The sequence below is a fragment of the Halorubrum lacusprofundi ATCC 49239 genome (assembly GCF_000022205.1).
GTDB classification, from domain to species: Archaea; Halobacteriota; Halobacteria; order Halobacteriales; family Haloferacaceae; genus Halorubrum; species Halorubrum lacusprofundi.
Map to the genome: position 1 here is coordinate 2,560,693 of NC_012029.1, position 16,193 is coordinate 2,576,885.

Annotated in this window: 16 protein-coding genes and 1 tRNA gene; 9 read left to right on the plus strand and 8 right to left on the minus strand. The window is 66.5% G+C overall.

The genetic code is table 11. The annotated features are described in order from the left end of the window. Positions 1–59: 59 nt before the first annotated feature. The 7 genes from HLAC_RS12820 (at position 60) to HLAC_RS12850 (ending at position 6,158) form a co-directional block, all read left to right on the plus strand. On the plus strand, positions 60–848 hold the full coding sequence (locus HLAC_RS12820) for an SDR family oxidoreductase (RefSeq protein WP_015911266.1): 789 nt from the start codon (positions 60–62) through the stop codon (positions 846–848). Beyond that, entirely contained in the window at positions 845–1,192 is a 348-nt protein-coding gene (locus tag HLAC_RS12825) for a cupin domain-containing protein (RefSeq protein WP_015911267.1), read from the plus strand. The genes HLAC_RS12820 and HLAC_RS12825 overlap by 4 nt, the downstream gene beginning before the upstream one ends. A 7-nt stretch (positions 1,193–1,199) precedes the next feature. Then, positions 1,200–2,021, plus strand: a complete 822-nt coding sequence (locus tag HLAC_RS12830) for a fumarylacetoacetate hydrolase family protein (protein ID WP_015911268.1) — start codon at positions 1,200–1,202, stop codon at positions 2,019–2,021. A gap of 59 nt (positions 2,022–2,080) precedes the next feature. Continuing rightward, positions 2,081–2,509: a universal stress protein gene (locus HLAC_RS12835; RefSeq protein ID WP_015911269.1), complete on the plus strand. Its 429-nt coding sequence runs from the start codon at positions 2,081–2,083 to the stop codon at positions 2,507–2,509. A 163-nt stretch (positions 2,510–2,672) separates the two neighbouring features. Then, positions 2,673–3,782 (plus strand): TAXI family TRAP transporter solute-binding subunit, encoded by a 1,110-nt coding sequence (locus HLAC_RS12840; RefSeq protein WP_015911270.1) that lies wholly within the window; start codon positions 2,673–2,675, stop codon positions 3,780–3,782. Positions 3,783–3,936: 154 nt separating this feature from the next. After that, complete coding sequence (locus tag HLAC_RS12845) at positions 3,937–5,928, plus strand: TRAP transporter permease (protein ID WP_015911271.1); 1,992 nt, start codon at positions 3,937–3,939, stop codon at positions 5,926–5,928. Next, positions 5,925–6,158 (plus strand): hypothetical protein, encoded by a 234-nt coding sequence (locus tag HLAC_RS12850; RefSeq protein WP_015911272.1) that lies wholly within the window; start codon positions 5,925–5,927, stop codon positions 6,156–6,158. Before HLAC_RS12845 ends, HLAC_RS12850 begins: the two co-directional genes overlap by 4 nt. Before the next feature lie 64 nt (positions 6,159–6,222). Here HLAC_RS12850 and HLAC_RS12855 read toward each other — a convergent pair whose 3' ends face one another. Beyond that, entirely contained in the window at positions 6,223–7,695 is a 1,473-nt protein-coding gene (locus tag HLAC_RS12855) for an acetyl-CoA hydrolase/transferase C-terminal domain-containing protein (RefSeq protein ID WP_015911273.1), read from the minus strand. Between the two features lie 258 nt (positions 7,696–7,953). Continuing rightward, a complete protein-coding gene (gene lhgO / locus HLAC_RS12860; protein WP_015911274.1) occupies positions 7,954–9,156 on the minus strand; it encodes an L-2-hydroxyglutarate oxidase in 1,203 nt (400 codons plus the stop codon). Positions 9,157–9,274: 118 nt separating this feature from the next. Between lhgO and rdfA the strand changes: the two genes are divergently transcribed. After that, the gene (rdfA, locus tag HLAC_RS12865) at positions 9,275–9,925 is read left to right on the plus strand and encodes a rod-determining factor RdfA (RefSeq protein ID WP_015911275.1); all 651 of its coding nucleotides are present in this window, start codon (positions 9,275–9,277) and stop codon (positions 9,923–9,925) included. 369 nt (positions 9,926–10,294) lie between these two features. Here rdfA and HLAC_RS12870 read toward each other — a convergent pair whose 3' ends face one another. The 3 genes from HLAC_RS12870 to HLAC_RS12880 are packed head-to-tail and all read right to left on the minus strand — an operon-like array spanning position 10,295 to position 13,221. Continuing rightward, positions 10,295–10,648 carry a DUF7126 family protein gene (locus tag HLAC_RS12870; RefSeq protein ID WP_015911276.1) on the minus strand — a complete coding sequence of 118 codons (354 nt, stop codon included), beginning with the start codon at positions 10,646–10,648 and terminating at the stop codon, positions 10,295–10,297. Next, positions 10,648–11,565, minus strand: a complete 918-nt coding sequence (gene guaA, locus HLAC_RS12875; RefSeq protein ID WP_015911277.1) for a glutamine-hydrolyzing GMP synthase — start codon at positions 11,563–11,565, stop codon at positions 10,648–10,650. Before guaA ends, HLAC_RS12870 begins: the two co-directional genes overlap by 1 nt. Continuing rightward, entirely contained in the window at positions 11,566–13,221 is a 1,656-nt protein-coding gene (locus tag HLAC_RS12880; RefSeq protein ID WP_015911278.1) for a CTP synthase, read from the minus strand. A 107-nt stretch (positions 13,222–13,328) separates the two neighbouring features. Here HLAC_RS12880 and HLAC_RS12885 point away from each other — a divergent pair, with 107 nt between their 5' ends. Next, positions 13,329–13,511, plus strand: a complete 183-nt coding sequence (locus tag HLAC_RS12885; RefSeq protein ID WP_015911279.1) for a hypothetical protein — start codon at positions 13,329–13,331, stop codon at positions 13,509–13,511. Between the two features lie 418 nt (positions 13,512–13,929). Here HLAC_RS12885 and HLAC_RS12890 read toward each other — a convergent pair. The 3 genes from HLAC_RS12890 to HLAC_RS12900 all read right to left on the minus strand — a co-directional run bounded on the left by HLAC_RS12890 (position 13,930) and on the right by HLAC_RS12900 (position 16,118). After that, positions 13,930–14,013 (minus strand) — tRNA-Leu (locus tag HLAC_RS12890). 30 nt (positions 14,014–14,043) lie between these two features. Next, entirely contained in the window at positions 14,044–15,120 is a 1,077-nt protein-coding gene (locus tag HLAC_RS12895; protein ID WP_015911280.1) for a PAS domain-containing sensor histidine kinase, read from the minus strand. Positions 15,121–15,224: 104 nt separating this feature from the next. Next, positions 15,225–16,118, minus strand: a complete 894-nt coding sequence (locus HLAC_RS12900; RefSeq protein ID WP_015911281.1) for an EamA family transporter — start codon at positions 16,116–16,118, stop codon at positions 15,225–15,227. Between the last annotated feature and the right edge of the window lie 75 nt (positions 16,119–16,193).

A 16,193-nucleotide genomic window follows, 5' to 3' on the forward strand; every position in this document is an offset into this window, starting at 1 on the left:
AGATCAGTTGCCTTGCCTATAGGGAAACGTTTTCACGGACCACTCGGAATGAGTGAGACATGGACCTACAGATCGACGGGAACGCGGCCCTCGTCACGGCATCGTCCAGCGGACTCGGAAAGGCATCGGCGAAAGCGCTGGCCCGCGAGGGCGTCAACGTCGTCATTAACGGCCGCGACGAGGAGCGGCTGGCGGCCGCCAAGGAGGAGATCGAGGCGGTCGCGACCGGCGAGGTCGTCGCACAGCCCGCCGACCTGACCGACGCGGACGAGGTCGCGGCGCTCGTGGAAGCGACCGTCGACGAGTTCGGCACGATCGACCACCTCGTGACGAGCGCGGGCGGACCGCCCTCGGGCGCGTTCCTCGACACCGACGACGAGGACTGGCAGCACGCCTTCGACCTGCTCGTGATGAGCGTCGTCCGGCTGGCGCGGGAGGCGTATCCGCACCTCAAGGAGGGCGACGGCGGCACCATCGTCAACATCACCTCCCGCAGCGTGAAGGAGGCCATCGACAGCCTCGTGCTGTCGAACTCCGTCCGGATGGGCGTCATCGGGCTGGAGAAGACCCTCTCGAAGGAGTTCGCTCCGGAGATCCGCGCGAACGCCGTCCTGCCGGGCCCCCACGAGACGAGCCGGATCCGTGACCTCGTCGAGGCCGCCGTCGAGCGCGGCGACTACGACTCCTACGAGGAAGGGCTCGACGACTGGGCGCAGAACCCGCTCGGCCGCATCGGTGACCCGATGGAGCTCGGCAACACCGTCGCGTTCCTCTCGTCGCCGAAGTCGGGGTACATCAACGGCACCGCACTCCCGATCGACGGCGGCTCGACCGGAGCGAACCTATGAAGCCGGTCGCGTTCGACGACGCCGAGACGTACGAGCCCGAGGACGGCTGGCGGCGCGTGTCGATGGCGGGCAGCGACCAGTTCTCCTTCGAGTGGTTCGAGAAGCCGCCGGGCCACAGCTCGCCGATGCACGACCACGAGAACGAGCAGGTGTGCCTCTGCTTAGAGGGCGAGCTCACGGTCGCCACCGAGGACGACTCGGTCACGCTCCAGAAGAACGATTCCGTCCTCTTAGAGTCCAACGAGACCCATAGAGTGGAAAACACCGGCGACGAGCTCGCGGTCGGGCTCGACGTGTTCGCGCCCGGGCGCTCGTTCGACTTCTGGACGGACCGCGAAGAGTGAGCGAACGATGAAGTACCTCGCACGCACGGCGACCGGCGACCCGCTGCTCGGCGACGACGAGGGGTACGTCCCCCTCGGCGCCGTCGAACCCGATCTGGGGAGCGTCCGGGAAGCACTCCCGCGCGCCGCCGCAGGCACGCTCGGCGATGTCGCCGACGCGACCGCCGACCCCGTCCCGGCGGCCGACATCTCGTTCGGCGCGCCGCTCGAATCGTTCGGGAAGCTCTGGGGAATCGGACTGAACTACGCGGAACACGCCGGAGACCTCGACGAGCAGCGCCCGGACGAGCCGGCGAGCTTCATGAAGCCGTCGTCGGTGCTGACGGGACCGAGCGGGCCGATCCGTCTGCCGCCGGAGTCACAGAGCGAGCGGGTGACCGCCGAGGCGGAGCTGGCCGTCGTGATGGGGCGCACGTGCCGGAACGTCGAAGAAGCCGCGTTCGAGGACGTGGTGGCCGGCTTCCTCCCCGTCATCGACATGACCGCCGAGGACGTTCTCCAGCGGAATCCCCGGTTCCTCACGCGGTCGAAGAGCTACGACACCTTCCTCGTACCCGGTGCCGCGCTCGCGGTCCCGGAGGAGCCGCTCGACCTCGACGCCCTCTCCGTGCAGACGGAGGTCAACGGCGAGATCGAGGCCGAAAACGAGATCCGGAACATGCTGTTTCCCCCGTCGGAGATCGTCTCGTTCCACTCCGACGTGATGACGCTGGAGCCCGGCGACCTGTTCAGCACGGGGACGCCCGGCGCCGCGCACATCGAGCCCGGCGACGAGGTGCGGGCGGTCGTCGAGTCGATCGGGACCGTCGAGGCGCCGGTCACGCGATAAGGGATCGACAGCCCCACCGGCAGGCACATTTATTACCCGCTGTTCAGTTAGGGTCTCGCATGTACCGCGTACTGCTCCCCGTCGGCGGGGACGTCGAGCACGTATTGTCCGCAGCCGACGCCGTAATATCGCTACCGAACGCCACGACCGAGGTCGAAGCAGAGATACTCAACGTCTACGAGGGGTTCGAGGCCAGCGGCGAGGGCGGTCGAGTCGACTCCGAGGACGTGTGGAACGAGGAGAACTACCCCGACAGCGTCGGCGTCGTCGAGGACCGGCTCACGGAGGCCGGCGTCTCCGTGTCTAAGCGGCGCGAGCACGGCGACCCGGCGGAAACGATCATCAGCGTCGCCGAGGAACTCGATGTCGACAACATCACCATGAGCGGGCGGCGACGGAGTCCAACCGGGAAGATGCTGTTCGGGAGCACGACCCAGTCGGTGTTGCTCGCGGCCGACCGGCCGGTGACGGTGATCCTCGACGATTAAATTGCGGTCGGAGCCCGTGAGATGGCTCGATCGGCATAGTATAGAATATCCGTCACAATCGGAAAACGTGTGAGGCGGCCGTCACGACAAGGAATATTCTCTGCGTTTAAACCGGAATAAACAGATACATTGTTAACGGTAGGCCGATTGGTCACGGTTGAGCATGACAGACGACTCAGTCAATCGACGGAAGTTCCTGTACGGTACCGGCGCGGTCGGCATCACCGGACTCGCTGGCTGTAGCGGCGGCGGCGACGGCGGCGACGGATCGGACGGCTCCGATGGTTCTGATGGATCGGATGGGTCGGACGGCTCCGACGGCGGCAGCGGGGATCTCTCGCTGCGCGTCGGGACGTCGGCCGGTGGGACGCAGGACGTTGGGCTCGCCGTCGAGCGCGCGGTGAGCCAGGAGAGCGACACCCTGAGCTACTCGACGATCGAGAGTCCGGGCTACGTCGGAACGATCCGCCGGATGGCCAACAACCAGTTCAACGCCGGCATCACCGACAACAACTCGCTGTCGAAGGCGATCGACGGCACCGGCGCGTTCGAGGAACAGGGCGTCGATCGCATCCCGCAGTACGGCTTCTACGCGTTCCCGTACAGCATCTACATCATCGCCCGCGACGGCACGGGGATCGAGACGTTCGACGACCTCGCCGGGAAGAACGTCTACCCCGCTGAGCCGGGGTACTCGACCCGCGCGACGACGCTCGACGTCTGGTCGCAGGAGCCGACGGCGGACATCTACGACCAGATGAACATCCAGAACATGGGTGTCGACTCCGCGCCCGGCGCGATGGAGGAGGGCAACATCGACGCCTGCATCGCGTACGGCACGCCCGGCGTGCGGTACACCGGCTTCGTCCAAGAGATCGCCTCCCGCATCGACATCCACTACGTCGAGCCGACGGACGCGCTCCGTCAGTCCGCCGAGTCGTACCCGGGTGCCGGGAGCGGCACGACGAGCTACGCCGACTGGCCCATCGCCGACGCCGACATCGGCACGGACGAGCTGTTCCACTGGAACCTCGAAGTGAACTACACGTTCAACCCCGAGGCGAACCCGGATGCCGTCTACGAGCTGTGCCGCGTCGTCGACGAGCACAACGACACGGTCAACGAGGGCGAAGCCCAGTTCAACGACTTCGAGTCCACCGAGGACATGCTCGGTTCGGCCCGTGAGAACATCCCGGTCCACCGCGGTGCCGTGCAGTACTACAAGGACAACGACGCGTGGGACGACAACCTGACCGAAGGCGACAGCGCCTGATCGCCCGGTAACCCGCTTTCCTCCCCGCTCTTCGGGACGTTCCGATCAGTAATTTAAAATCATCGAATGCGTAACCGACAACCCAGACACCAACCATGATACGACAAAACACGCCCGGGCGGACGAACATCCAATCTAACGTACGCTGGCGCCAATGAGCACAGAAACGGCCGCGACGGAACACGAATCCGGACTGCTGCGGGGGCTCGACGTGACCGTCACGGCGGCGGCGCTGCTGTTCTGGGCCGGCGTCCTCGGTTGGGCACACACGCAGGCGATCTCGCAGGTGCGGTTCGCCACCGCGTTCGTGGGCGGCATCCTGACCGTGTACGCGCTCAACGAGACGCGGCTCGCCATCTCGGACGGCGACTGGATCGACGGCGCCGTGTTGATCGCCTCGTCGGTGGCGCTGATGACCGCGTCGGCGTTCTTCGCGATCAACTTCCAGGACGTGTATCTCCAACGGCAGGGGTACGCGCTCGAACACGAGTACATGCTCGCGCGCCTCGTCATCATCTCGCTGATGTACCTCACGTGGCGCGAGTTCGGGAACGTATTCCTCGGACTCATCTTCGCCGTGTTCGGGTACGCGATGTACGGGAACCTCGTCCCGGGCGTGTTGGGTCACGCGGGAATGCAACAGGCGACGCTGCTGCAGGCGACGGTCACCGACCTGTACGGGTTTTACGGGAGCCTCACGCAGATCACGGCCTCGTGGATCGCACCGTTCCTGCTGTACGCCGGCCTGCTGTTCGCGTACGGCGCGTTCGACCTCATCCTGCGGGTCGCCATCGTGGCGGGGAAGTACATCGAGTCGGGAATCGCCCAGACCGCCGTGCTCTCCTCAGCGATCATCGGCTCGATCAACGGCTCGTACACCGCCAACGCGGCGATGACGGGCTCGTTCACCATCCCGACGATGCAGGAAGCCGGGATGAAAGGCCACCGCGCGGCTGGCATCGAAGCCGTCGCCTCGACCTCCGGACAGGTGCTCCCGCCCGTGATGGGGGCGTCCGCGTTCGTGATGGCGTCGTACCTCGGTGTTCCGTACCTCGACATCGTCGTCGCCGGCCTCGTACCGGCCGCGATCTTGGTCGTGTCCATCTCTGTCGCCGTCCACTACCTCGCCATCTCCGACACCAGTAGCCAGGAGATGGAGTTCTCCGAGTTCTTCGACGAAGAGCTCTCGACGGAAAAGAAGGTGTTCGAGGCGCTCCGCTTCGGCATCCCGTTCGCGCTACTCATCTACCTCCTCGGGATCGCCCAGTACACGGTGATGACGTCCGCGCTGTACACGGTAGTCGCGATGATGATCACCGGCGTACTCATGCCGCCGCTCCAGCGGATCGTGGACAACTCCGGGATCGGACCGGGAGGAGAGTTCGTCACGCAGGTGAAAAACACCGTCCACGGGATCCGGCGTGGTGCCGTCATCCTGGCACCGATCGCGATCATCCTGGTCGTCATCAGCGGCGTCGTGAATCTGTTCAGCACGACCGGCATCCCGGCGAAACTCGCACTGCTGCTCATCAGCATCTCGGGCGGCGTGCTGCTGTTCGCGGTGCTGCTCGGGATGGCCGTCGCCATCCTGATGGGCGTCGGCATGCCGACGGTCGCTGCGTACGTCATCGTGGCCATCCTGATCGTGCCGACCTTCGTCTCCGACTTCGGCGTCGAACCCATCACGGCCCACTACACGATGTTCTACGCGGCTATCCTCGCGGGGATCACGCCACCCGTGGCGACCGCAGCAGTGATAGCGGCGGGGATTGCGGAGGCGAACTTCTGGCGGACCTGTGGCGCTGCGATTCGGATCGCGGCGCCGCTTTTCGTCCTCCCGGTTGCGTTCGTCTACAACCCCGGTCTGATCTCGATGGATCCCGGACTCACCACGCTGTACGTCGGGCTGCTCGTGCTGCTCGGCGCGGTGGCGATCATCTACGGGCTGAACTACCCGTTCAAGATGCGCCCCGGGCGGAAGATCGGCACGCGCGCCCTGCTCGCGACGCTCGGTATCCTCATCATGGCGTACCCGAGCAACGTCGCGAAGATTGCGGGGATCGCCGTCTTCGCCGCCGTCTTCATCGCTGAGAAGGTGATGATCCGCGGTCTCTCACTGCCGTTCAGCAAGGGGGCAAGCCAATGAGCGACGACAGCTCTCCCGAGTCGATCGCAGAAGAGTCCATGCAGCAGGCGGGCGGCCTCGGCGAAATCGTGCCAGAACCGCTGCTGCCGGTGTGGAACCAGATCGAGAAAGTCCAAGCGTTCCGCCGGACGCACGGCGAGAAGTACGTCAGCGTTCTCGAGCTGCTCACCGCGCTCACGCTCACCGTCGGCTACGTCTGGTGGCTACTCCTCTTCCTCGAAGTGCTGTGAGGCCGTAGTCGGCATCGGACCGCCGTTTCTTTTTAAACCGCAGCGAGCGACTCGCCGAAGCTTGTCACTCGAACCACTCCGCCGCACGCTTGATGTCCTGCGGGATGTGATACTCTCGCTCGGAGACATCGTCGAGGTACGAGCGCAGCTCGGGCGCATACTCAGGATGCGCACAGCGCTCGACGACCAGCTCGGCGCGCTCGACCGGCGACAGTCCGCGCACGTCGGCGACGCCCTGCTCGGTGACGAAGATGTCGACGTCGTGTTCGGTGTGATCGACGTGGAAGGTCTGCGGGACGATCCGCGAGACTGCACCGTCGTTCAGCGTGGAGGGGAGCGCACAGACGGTGACGAGCGCGTTCCGGTTGTAGTCGGCCGAGCCGCCGACGCCGTTTATCATGCGCTCGCCATGGACGTGTGTGGAGTTGACGTTGCCGTAGATGTCGACCTCAATGGCGCTGTTGACGCCGACGACGCCGAATTGGTTGATAAGGCTGGGGTGGTTGGAGATATCGGCCGGCCGGAGCACCACGTCCTCGGCGTACCGCTCGACATCATCGAAGAGTCGCTGTTGCCCTTCGTCGGTAAGCGCGAGCGACGTGGCGCTGGCGGACTCCAGCCGTCCGGCATCGAGCATGTCGAAGAGCCCGTCTTGGATGAGCTCGCCGAAGTACACCACGTCGCGGCCGCCGAAGTCCATCTCCTTCAGCTCGCCCATCAGGGCGTTACCGAGCGATCCGACGCCGAACTGGAGGTGGATCGCGTCGTCGAACACCGGGGATCGGTCCATCTCGCGGCGGAGGAACGACCCGAGGTTGGCGGCGATGGCGAGGTCGTCGTCGGTCGGGTCGCGGAACGTGTACGTCGAATCGGCGAGATCCGTCTCGACGACGCCCGCGAGCTTCTCGGAGTCGAACTCGACGTGCGGGGTGCCGATGCGCTCGCCGGGGTCCGACAGCGGGATCGGCCCGCGGTTCGGGGGCGCATCGGGCCGGTACACGTCGTGGAGCGTCTGGAGTTCGAGCGGCTGGTGGCGGTTCAGCTCCACGAACAGCGTGTCGGCGGCCTCGACGAACGCGGGGACCTGCCCGAGCGACGTGGAGGGAATGAACCAGTCCTCGCCGACGGCGACTGCCTCGACGACGGCGACATCGGGATCGACGAGCCCTCCGTACTGGACCTCGTCGCCGATCGAGGAGGCGTTTCGGTCGCTGAAGGCGATCTCGCGGGTGTCGGTCTTCTCGCGGGCGACCCGCGAGGATTGGTAGGAAAAGCGCCGCTCGACCTGACCGGAGCCGACGAGCTCGACGTCGATCTTATCGCCGACCTTCCCACTGGCGACGAGGGTGAGCGACAGATCGCGGGGCGACGACGCCAGCGCGAGCGGGATCGCCTTCGGGTAGCCGACGCTGCCGAAGCCGCTCGTGAGCACCGTCGCTCCGGGATCGATCGCAGCGGCCGCCGACTCCGCGTCGACGATCGGCACGTCGTCGTGGAGACGGCTCTCGACGGGGCCGGGACTGGGACCGGGACTCATTGCGGTCCTCGGTCCGGCCGGCAGGAGCGTTCGCGAGTCGTGGTGCGATCTCGGGCGGCGAGAGGCACGCGGCCGCCGCGCGTCGGGGAGGACGTATGAGGTGACATGGTTGTGATGACGGAGCGAGTCGCACAGCGGAAGCGCGGGCGCTCCCCCGACTCGGCCCCGCGAGTGGTGGTCAAACCCTCGGACGGTCGGGACTTAAACCATGAGATTCGGCGGGGCGACCGGGAGGGAGTGGGACGGACGTGGCGGCGCTTACACCTTTGCCGCGAGCCGCTCCGCGATGTGGTCGCCGAACGGCAGCGAGGAGGTGAGCCCGGGGGAGACGGCGTTGAGGATGTGAACGGCGTCCTCGCGCTCGACGAACAGCGGGTCCTTGACCAGTTCGCCGTCCTCGCTGACGAGTTGGGCGCGGATCCCCGCGTAGCTCTTCTGGAGGTCCTCGGCGCGCACCTCGGGCACCAGCTTCTGGGAGGCGGCCGCGAACTTCTCCTTGCGGTAGGACTTGTTCAGCTCCGACCACGCGACTGCGAGCATCAGCGGCGAGGCGAGCAGCCGCTGGAACCCGCCGTAGGTGAGCGTCTCCAGCAGCTCTCGTGGGTTCACGTCCGTGTTGTCGTACGCCTCGCGGCCGAACGCGAGGACGGCGTTCGGGCCGACGATGACCTTCCCGTCGGTGCGGCGCGTGTAGTGGACGCCGAGGAACGGCAGTTCGGGATTCGGCGTCGGATAGATCATCGTTTCACAGAGTTCGGCGCGCTCGGGGCGCACCTCGTAGTACTCCCCCCGGAACGGGACCACCTGATACTCCTCGCCGACGCCGACCTGGTGGGCCAAGGTGTCGGCGTGGAGCCCCGCGGCGTTGACGAGATACGAGACCTCGAACCGACCGTTGCTCGTGTCGAGTCGGTACCCCTCGGCCGCCGCCTCGATCTGCGAGACCTCGTATCCCGTGTACACCGTGACACCCGCCTCTCGAACCTCTCTCGCGAGCGCGTAGACGTATTGCTCGGCGTCGACGGAGGCGGCCTCCGGAGCGTGGAGGGCGGCCTGCCCCTCCGCGTGAGGTTCGTGTTGACGGATCGCCTTGCGGGAGTCGAGCAGCTCGTAGGCGACGCCGTTGGCCTCGGCCTGCTCGGCGAGATCGTCGAGCCGCGCCTCCTCCTCGTCGTCCGTTGCCACGACGAGGACGCCGAGTTCCTCGCAGGGAACGTCGTGCTCCTCGCAGTACGCCTTCATCCGGGCGGTGCCCTCGGTGGCGAACCGCGCCTTCTTCGAGTCCGGCGGGTAGTTGAACCCCGGGTGGAGCACGCCGGAGTTCCGGCCGCTCTGGTGGGACGCGAGGTGGTGTTCTTTCTCCAAGACGGCGACGTCGAGGTCGGTGCGCTCGGTGAGGTGTTTGGCGACCGACAACCCGACGCAGCCGCCGCCGACGATGGCGACGTCGTGACGCATCATTGCTCGTCCATCGGATCCGAGGGTGGGGGCTTATAGGTGCTGTTCGGCGCAGACCGGCTGTGCCGCGGTCGGACCCCACGGCAACGCCTATGTCACTGCTCGACGGTGGTTGGGACGAATGACCGACACGGACGACGGGAGCGGTCGCCGAAACAAGGTGGCCCGCCTCGTCGACGAGTACGATCTAAGCGGCGTCAGCGACGAACTGGAGGCGCGGTGGACGGCGACCGGCGACGACCACTGGAGCCTGCGCGACCTCGCGGCGACATTCAACCGCGAGCTGATCGAGGCGCGGCTCGACGAGGTGGACGTGCGGCTGTCGGAACGAGAGATCGACGCAGTGGCGCGGTCGCTGACGGGCGACGAGGTGAGCGCGGCCGACCGGACGCAGCTCCATCGGCGGCTCGAACGCGACGGGGTCGACGTCGATGCGCTTGATCGCGACGTGGTCACCTACCAAGCCGTCCGCAGCTACCTCCGGGACCACCGCGGCGTCGAATACGAACGCGAGAGCGGCGATCGGACGACCACCGCCACCAAGGCGATCCAGAAGCTTCGCGGGCGGCTGGTCTCGGTGACCGAGACGAAACTGGAGGGACTCCGAAACACTGCGAACCTCACGCTCGGGGAGTTCCGCGTGACGATCGACGTACGGGTGCTCTGTACGGAGTGCGACTCGCGGTACGGCGTCGCAGAGCTGCTCTCGTCGGGCGGATGTGACTGCCCGGAGACGAGCGACGCGAAGGCGGATTCCGAGCCGGGAGAGTAAGGTCACGCGGGCCGTGCCGGTGTCGAGGGCATCAATATGACGTGATAAATATGTTTTTTGAGTCATGACTGATTCTATATAGTTCTAGCGAAGAGACGGACATCGATCGCATCAGCGGCGAGAACACCCTCAGATCACACAGAGACGGCTTATAAAGAAGATCGGTACAACAAGACACAGACAGCGATCGAAATAAAAATCCATTCATCAAATACCGGAAAATACTATGTAAGCGGGTTTGGCGGGTGTTTATATCATTTTCGACGAAACTCGATGCGATCCGGAGCGACGCAGAACTACATGCCCTACAGAATATATTTGAATTTGATATAAATAGACTCCTCCGGCCAACCGAGCACGCCGACGTTCCTACGCCGCGCGGTCGTCGGCGCCGTCGACCAGCTCTTCTGCGACCGTCTCGGGCCCCATTAGGGCCGGGTCGATCGCGAGGTCGGCGACACCGGCGACGAACTCCGGCAGCGACCGCTCCGCGTACGTCACCGCGAGCACGTCCGGATTCAGTTCCTTGGCGATCGGGATGCCGGTCGCCTCCTCCACGTCCGTGAGGACGAAGTAGGCGGCCTCGGCGATCCCGACCTCGGAGAGCGCGTCGGCGGTGACGAGCCCCTCGATCCGGCGGATTTCGACGCCGAGCGCTTCGAGTTCCTCGCCGAGCCCGTGCTCGTCGGGGCCGGCGACGACGGCGATAGGCTGGTCTGTCATCACTCGTACTCGATCGTCGCGGGCGGTTTATGCGTCACGTCGTAGACGACGCGCGCCACGTTCTCGTTCTCACCGGTGATCCGGCTCTGGATCCGCTGGAGCGTGCTCCAGTCGAGCTCCTGAGCACGCGCGGTCATCCCGTCGCGGCTCTCGACCGAGCGCACGGCGACGACCCAACCGTGGACGCGGTTGTCGCCCTTGACGCCGGTCGCTTTGCCGAGGACGGCGGCGAACGCCTGCCACGGGTCGTACTCTTCCAGTTCCTCTTCGACGACGTGGGTCGCCTCGCGGGCGACCGCGGCCTTCTCCGGGGTGACCTCGCCGACGATCCGGACGGCGAGTCCGGGGCCGGGGAACGGCATCCGCTCGGAGATGACCTCCTCTAAGCCGAGCGCGCGGGCGACCTCGCGGACCTCGTCCTTGTAGAGGTCCCGGACGGGTTCGACGATCCCCTCGAAGTCGACGATATCGGGAAGGCCACCGACGTTGTGATGCGATTTGATGTTCCCTTCCGACTCGATGCGGTCGGGGTAGATCGTCCCCTGTACGAGGTAGTCGGCGCCGACGTCGTTGGCGACCGTCTCGAACTCGTCGATGAACCCCTCGCCGATGACGTGGCGCTTCTCCTCGGGGTCGGTGACGCCCGCGAGGCGGTCGAAGAAGCGCTCCTGCGCCTCGATCACCCGCAGCGACTCCATGAAGGAGAACGTCTCGCGGATCTCTTCCGTCTCGCCTTTCCGCATCAGCCCCGTGTCGACGTACACCGGGGTGAGCTGATCGCCGACCGCCTCGTACGCGAGCGTCGCCGCCACCGAGGAGTCGACGCCTCCGGATAAGGCGATCACGGCGTTCGCGTCGCCGATCGCCTCCCGGATCTCCGCTTTCGCCTCCGCGATGAATTCCTCCGTCTCGACCATCTATAGCCTCACGTCCGCGTTCCGTTCGGTTGTGTCCGTCGATCCCAGCGCCGCCTCGACGAGGGCGACGAACGGCGGGCTCGCGCGGTCCGGCCGCGAGCGGAACTCGGGGTGCGCCTGCGTGCCGAGGAAGAACGGGTGGTCCGCGCGTTCGAGGATCTCCATCCGGTTGTCGGCGCGGCCCGAGAAGGTGAGCCCACCGGCCTCTAGCCGGTCGATATACTCGGGGTTCACCTCGTAGCGGTGGCGGTGGCGTTCGGTACACGAGTCGGCGTCGTACACCCGCGCCGCGAGCGTGCCGGGCTCGATATCGGTCTTGTGGGCGCCGAGCCGCATCGTCCCGCCCATGTCTTCCGTCTCGTACTGGTCGGGAAGGAGATCGATGACAGGGTGTGGGGTGTCCGGGTCGATCTCGGCTGAGTGCGCGCCCTCCAGCCCGAGCACGTTGCGCGCGTGCTCGACGACCGCCATCTGGAAGCCCAAGCAGAGCCCGAGGAAGGGCACGTCGTTCTCGCGGGCGTACCGAATCGCCTCGATCTTCCCGTCCGTTCCGCGGGAGCCGAACCCGCCGGGGACGACGACGGCGTCGGCCGACGCGAGCCGCTCCTCGTGGCGATCCGTGGTCTCGTCGGCGTCGACCCACAGCACGTTCACCTCCGTCTCGGTGTGGATTCCGGCGTGTTTCAGCGCCTCGTGAATCGACATGTACGCGTCCTCTAAGGCGTATTTTCCGACGAGCGCTACGTCGATCTCCTTGTCGCGGTCACGGGTGACCAGCTCGCGCCACTCGGTCGACCGCTCCGCCTTCGGGAGCGCCTCGTCAGCGAGTCCGAGCCGCTCCATCACGTACTCGTCTAACCCCTCGTCTTCGACCATCAGCGGGACGTGGTAGATGTCCTTGACGTCGGGGTTCGAGAAGACGGCGTCCGTCGGCACGTCACAGAACAGGGCGATTTTCTCTTTCGTCTCCGGGTCCAGCCGGTCCTCGGAGCGCCCGACCAGAATGTCGGGCTGGAGCCCGATCGAGCGCAGCTCCTTCACCGAGTGCTGGGTCGGCTTCGTCTTCTGCTCGCCGTTCTTCGAGTAGGGGACGAGCGTGACGTGGGTAAAGAGGATATCCTCGTCGTCCTCCTCGTGGGCGAACTGGCGGAGGGCTTCGAGGAAGGGCATCGACTCGATGTCGCCGACCGTCCCACCGATCTCGATCAGACAGACGTCGGAGCCCTCGGCGGCCTCCCGGATGCGCCGCTTGATGTCGTCGGTGACGTGCGGGATGATCTGGACGGTCTTGCCGAGGTAGTCGCCGGCGCGCTCGCGCTCGATGACGTGCTGGTAGGTCTTCCCCGTGGTGACGTTGTGGTCGAACGTCATGTCGGTGCCGAGGAAGCGCTCGTAGTTGCCCAAGTCGAGGTCGACCTCGCCGCCGTCCTTGAGGACGTACACCTCGCCGTGTTCGTACGGGTTCATCGTTCCGGCGTCGACGTTGAGATAGGGGTCCACCTTGACGGCGGTGACGTCGAAGCCCGCGTTCGCGAGAAGACGCCCGGTGCTGGCGGCGGTGATGCCCTTACCCAGTCCGGACATCACCCCGCCTGTGACGAACACGAACTTCCGACCCAGCGACGGGTCGTACCCTGTGTCGGGATCCGTTGGCATATCGACCGTCCGTCAGGGGTCGGCAAAACCGTTTCGGACCCTCCGTTTCGGGTGGACGTTCGTGATGTTTCGACGGCGACGCGCTCGGTACCGGAGCGACGGCGCCGGTGGCCAGCGCCGTCGGCGGGGTCGTGTACCTTGTTGTCACCGGCGCGGTGCTGCTGTGGGCGGGTCCCGAGCAGGGTTCGGTCGCCGCCGTCGGCGCGATCGGATCCGCAGTCGGCGTCGAACTGGCGGTCGTCGCGTTCGCCGGGCTCGCGCTGGGTCGATCGCTTATAAATGGTCGCTGACTATGGAACGGCGGTGAACACCGCCAAAGCCCCAACCGCGAGGGCGACGCCGCACAACACCGCACCTCTCACCTCCCCAGCCTCGTCGGTGCGGCGCTTATAAGCGCCGCACCGACTCCCTCGCACGCGCTCCTCGCGGGCCGATGGCCCGCTCGGAGGCGCGCGCCACCGCGTTAGATGGTGTAGCTCAGCAATCGAGGTGAGATATCGCTACCATCGATCACAGTTATAAATAGCCGACACTCGGTGAGTTCGAGTGAAGTTTTGCGAGGGAAGAGCGCTCCGAGAGCGTCTTCCGCATCACGGGGGTGTGCCCCGACGATGCGAGGGGAGGGATTTGAACCACGGTCGCGCCAGAGGCGCTCCCTGATTCAAATCCTCCCCCCTGGTGTGCATTCGCGCGTTGTGGACGCGCTCATGCGAGGGGAGGGATTTGAACCCACGGACCTCTACAGGAGCGGATCTTGAGTCCGCCGCCGTTTCCGGGCTTGGCTACCCTCGCACGCGGCCGAGAGTTCGGCGCCGCACCCCTTTATCCCGTCGGTTCCGCGCCGACGAGCCGCGCCTCGAAGCCGCCGTCGGCCGACTCGCCGATCTCCAGCGTCCAGCCGTGCGCGGCCGCGACGCGCTCGACGATGGCGAGCCCGATTCCCGTCCCGCCGTCGTTCGAGACGCCGAACTCGGTCACATCGCCGTGCTCGCTGCGCTCGTCGGCGGCGAGTCCCGGCCCGTCGTCAGCGACGTAGATCCCGCGGTCGTCGACGCCGACCCGAACCGCGGGCGCGTCGCCGGCGTGGTCGAACGCGTTCCCGAGCAGGTTCCCGATCGCCCGCCGGAGCAGGTCGCGGTCCGCCGCGATCGGACCGACCTCCTCGACGACGAGCGTCGCGTCAGCCGGCGGATCGCCGAAGTCACCGGACTCCCAGCAGTCGGTCGCGAGCGCGTCGAGGTCGATCGGAGCGAGATCGACCTCGATCACCGCGGGCTCTCTGGCCATCACGAGCGCCTCGTCGATCAGCGTCTCGATCCGGTCGAGCGCGTCATCTGCGGGGTCGAGACGGTCGAGGTCCCCGGTATCACGGGCCACATCCAGATACCCGCGCGCGACGGCGAGGGGGTTCTTGAGGTCGTGCGAGAGGAACCCGGAAAGGCGTTCGAGTCGCTCGTTGAGCCGTGCGAGTTCGTTTTCTCGCTCGACGCGCTCTGTCACGTCGCGGATCACACCGACGAGGCCGACCACCTCGGTGGGACCTTCCGAACCGCCGGCGGCCTCTTCGGTCAGCGGCGTGAGCCGCGTCTCGGTCGTGACCGTCGACCCGTCGCTGAGCGTCGTCGTCAACTGAACGCGCTCGTCGTCGGACTCGCCCGCGAGCACGCGCTCCGTGGCGACGCGGAAGCGCTCGCCGGTCGCTTCGTCCCAGTACCCCTCGGCGACGATACGCTCCGGGTGTTTCCCGTGGAGCACCTCGTCGGAGAACCCCGTCACCTCCCGGAGCCGGTCGTTGACGAACACGCGGTTCCGGTCCGCGTCGAGGACGTACGCGCCGTCGCCGAGCGCGGCGACGATCGACTCGGCGTATCCCGATCCGGATCCCTCGTCGCGGTTCATATGTTGCCTTCGAGCCCCGGCGTGACGTGTTTTGCGGGTCGCGTGTCACGGACCGTCACTCGTAGCGACATCTCTCGCAGCAGCGTCACTCGCAGCGGCCACCCTCACAACGCGATCATCCCGACGCCGACGACGGCGAGGAGGGCAGCGACGAGTCGGATGCGAAAGTAGCGCTCGCCGAGGACGATCCCACCGAGCACGACGGCGATGATCGCCTGCGTGTTGATCACCGGGGAGGCGACGCTCGCGGGCAGCGCCGCGAACGCGACCGTGGTCAGGTGCTCACCGAGCGCGACGAGGGCACCGCCAGCGAGGAACTTCGGCGCGTCACGGCGCGTCACGCTCGGCGGATTCCGGATCGCGCTCGGGAGCAACACGAGCCCGGCGCCCGCGAGCAGTAGCGGCACCCACAGCGTCCCCGGGATCGCGAGCTCCTGAAGCCCCACCCGCTTCCCGAGGTCGGCGACCGCGTAACACGCCGCGCTCACTAACGCGAGCTGGGCCGGCCGTGAGTGGACCGCACTCGCGATCGGGGCGAGCAGGTCCCCCGGCTCGTAGTTCGCGACGTACACGGCCGCCGTGGCGACGACGACCCCGGCCACCTGCACCGGCGCGAGAACCTCGCCGAGCAGCAGCACCTCCATCGGCAGCACGAACATCGGGACGACCTTGTTGATCGGAGTCACGTACGAGACGTCGCCGTCCTCGATCGCCCGGAGAAACAGCACGAACGCGGCCGCCGTCGCCGTCGCGGTTCCGGCAACGACGGCGACGGCAGCGGGGTCCACGCCGGCCACCGCCCGGAGAACTCCCCCCGTCCCGTCGACAGCGAGGTCGGTCGTCGCGACGGTGACCGGGAGGAACCACGCGATCGCCGAGGCGTTGATCAGCACCGTGAGCCCGGCGGGCGGATATCCCGAGAAGAAGCGCTTGAGCACGAGGATGTACGTCCCCCAGACGACCGCGGCGCCGATCGCGGAGAGGAGGCCGGCGTCCATTGCCCGACTCGACGCTTGGCGGGGGAAAGAACCGTTCGATCCGGTGGGGGGTCGAATTCCGCGAAACGGTTAGGT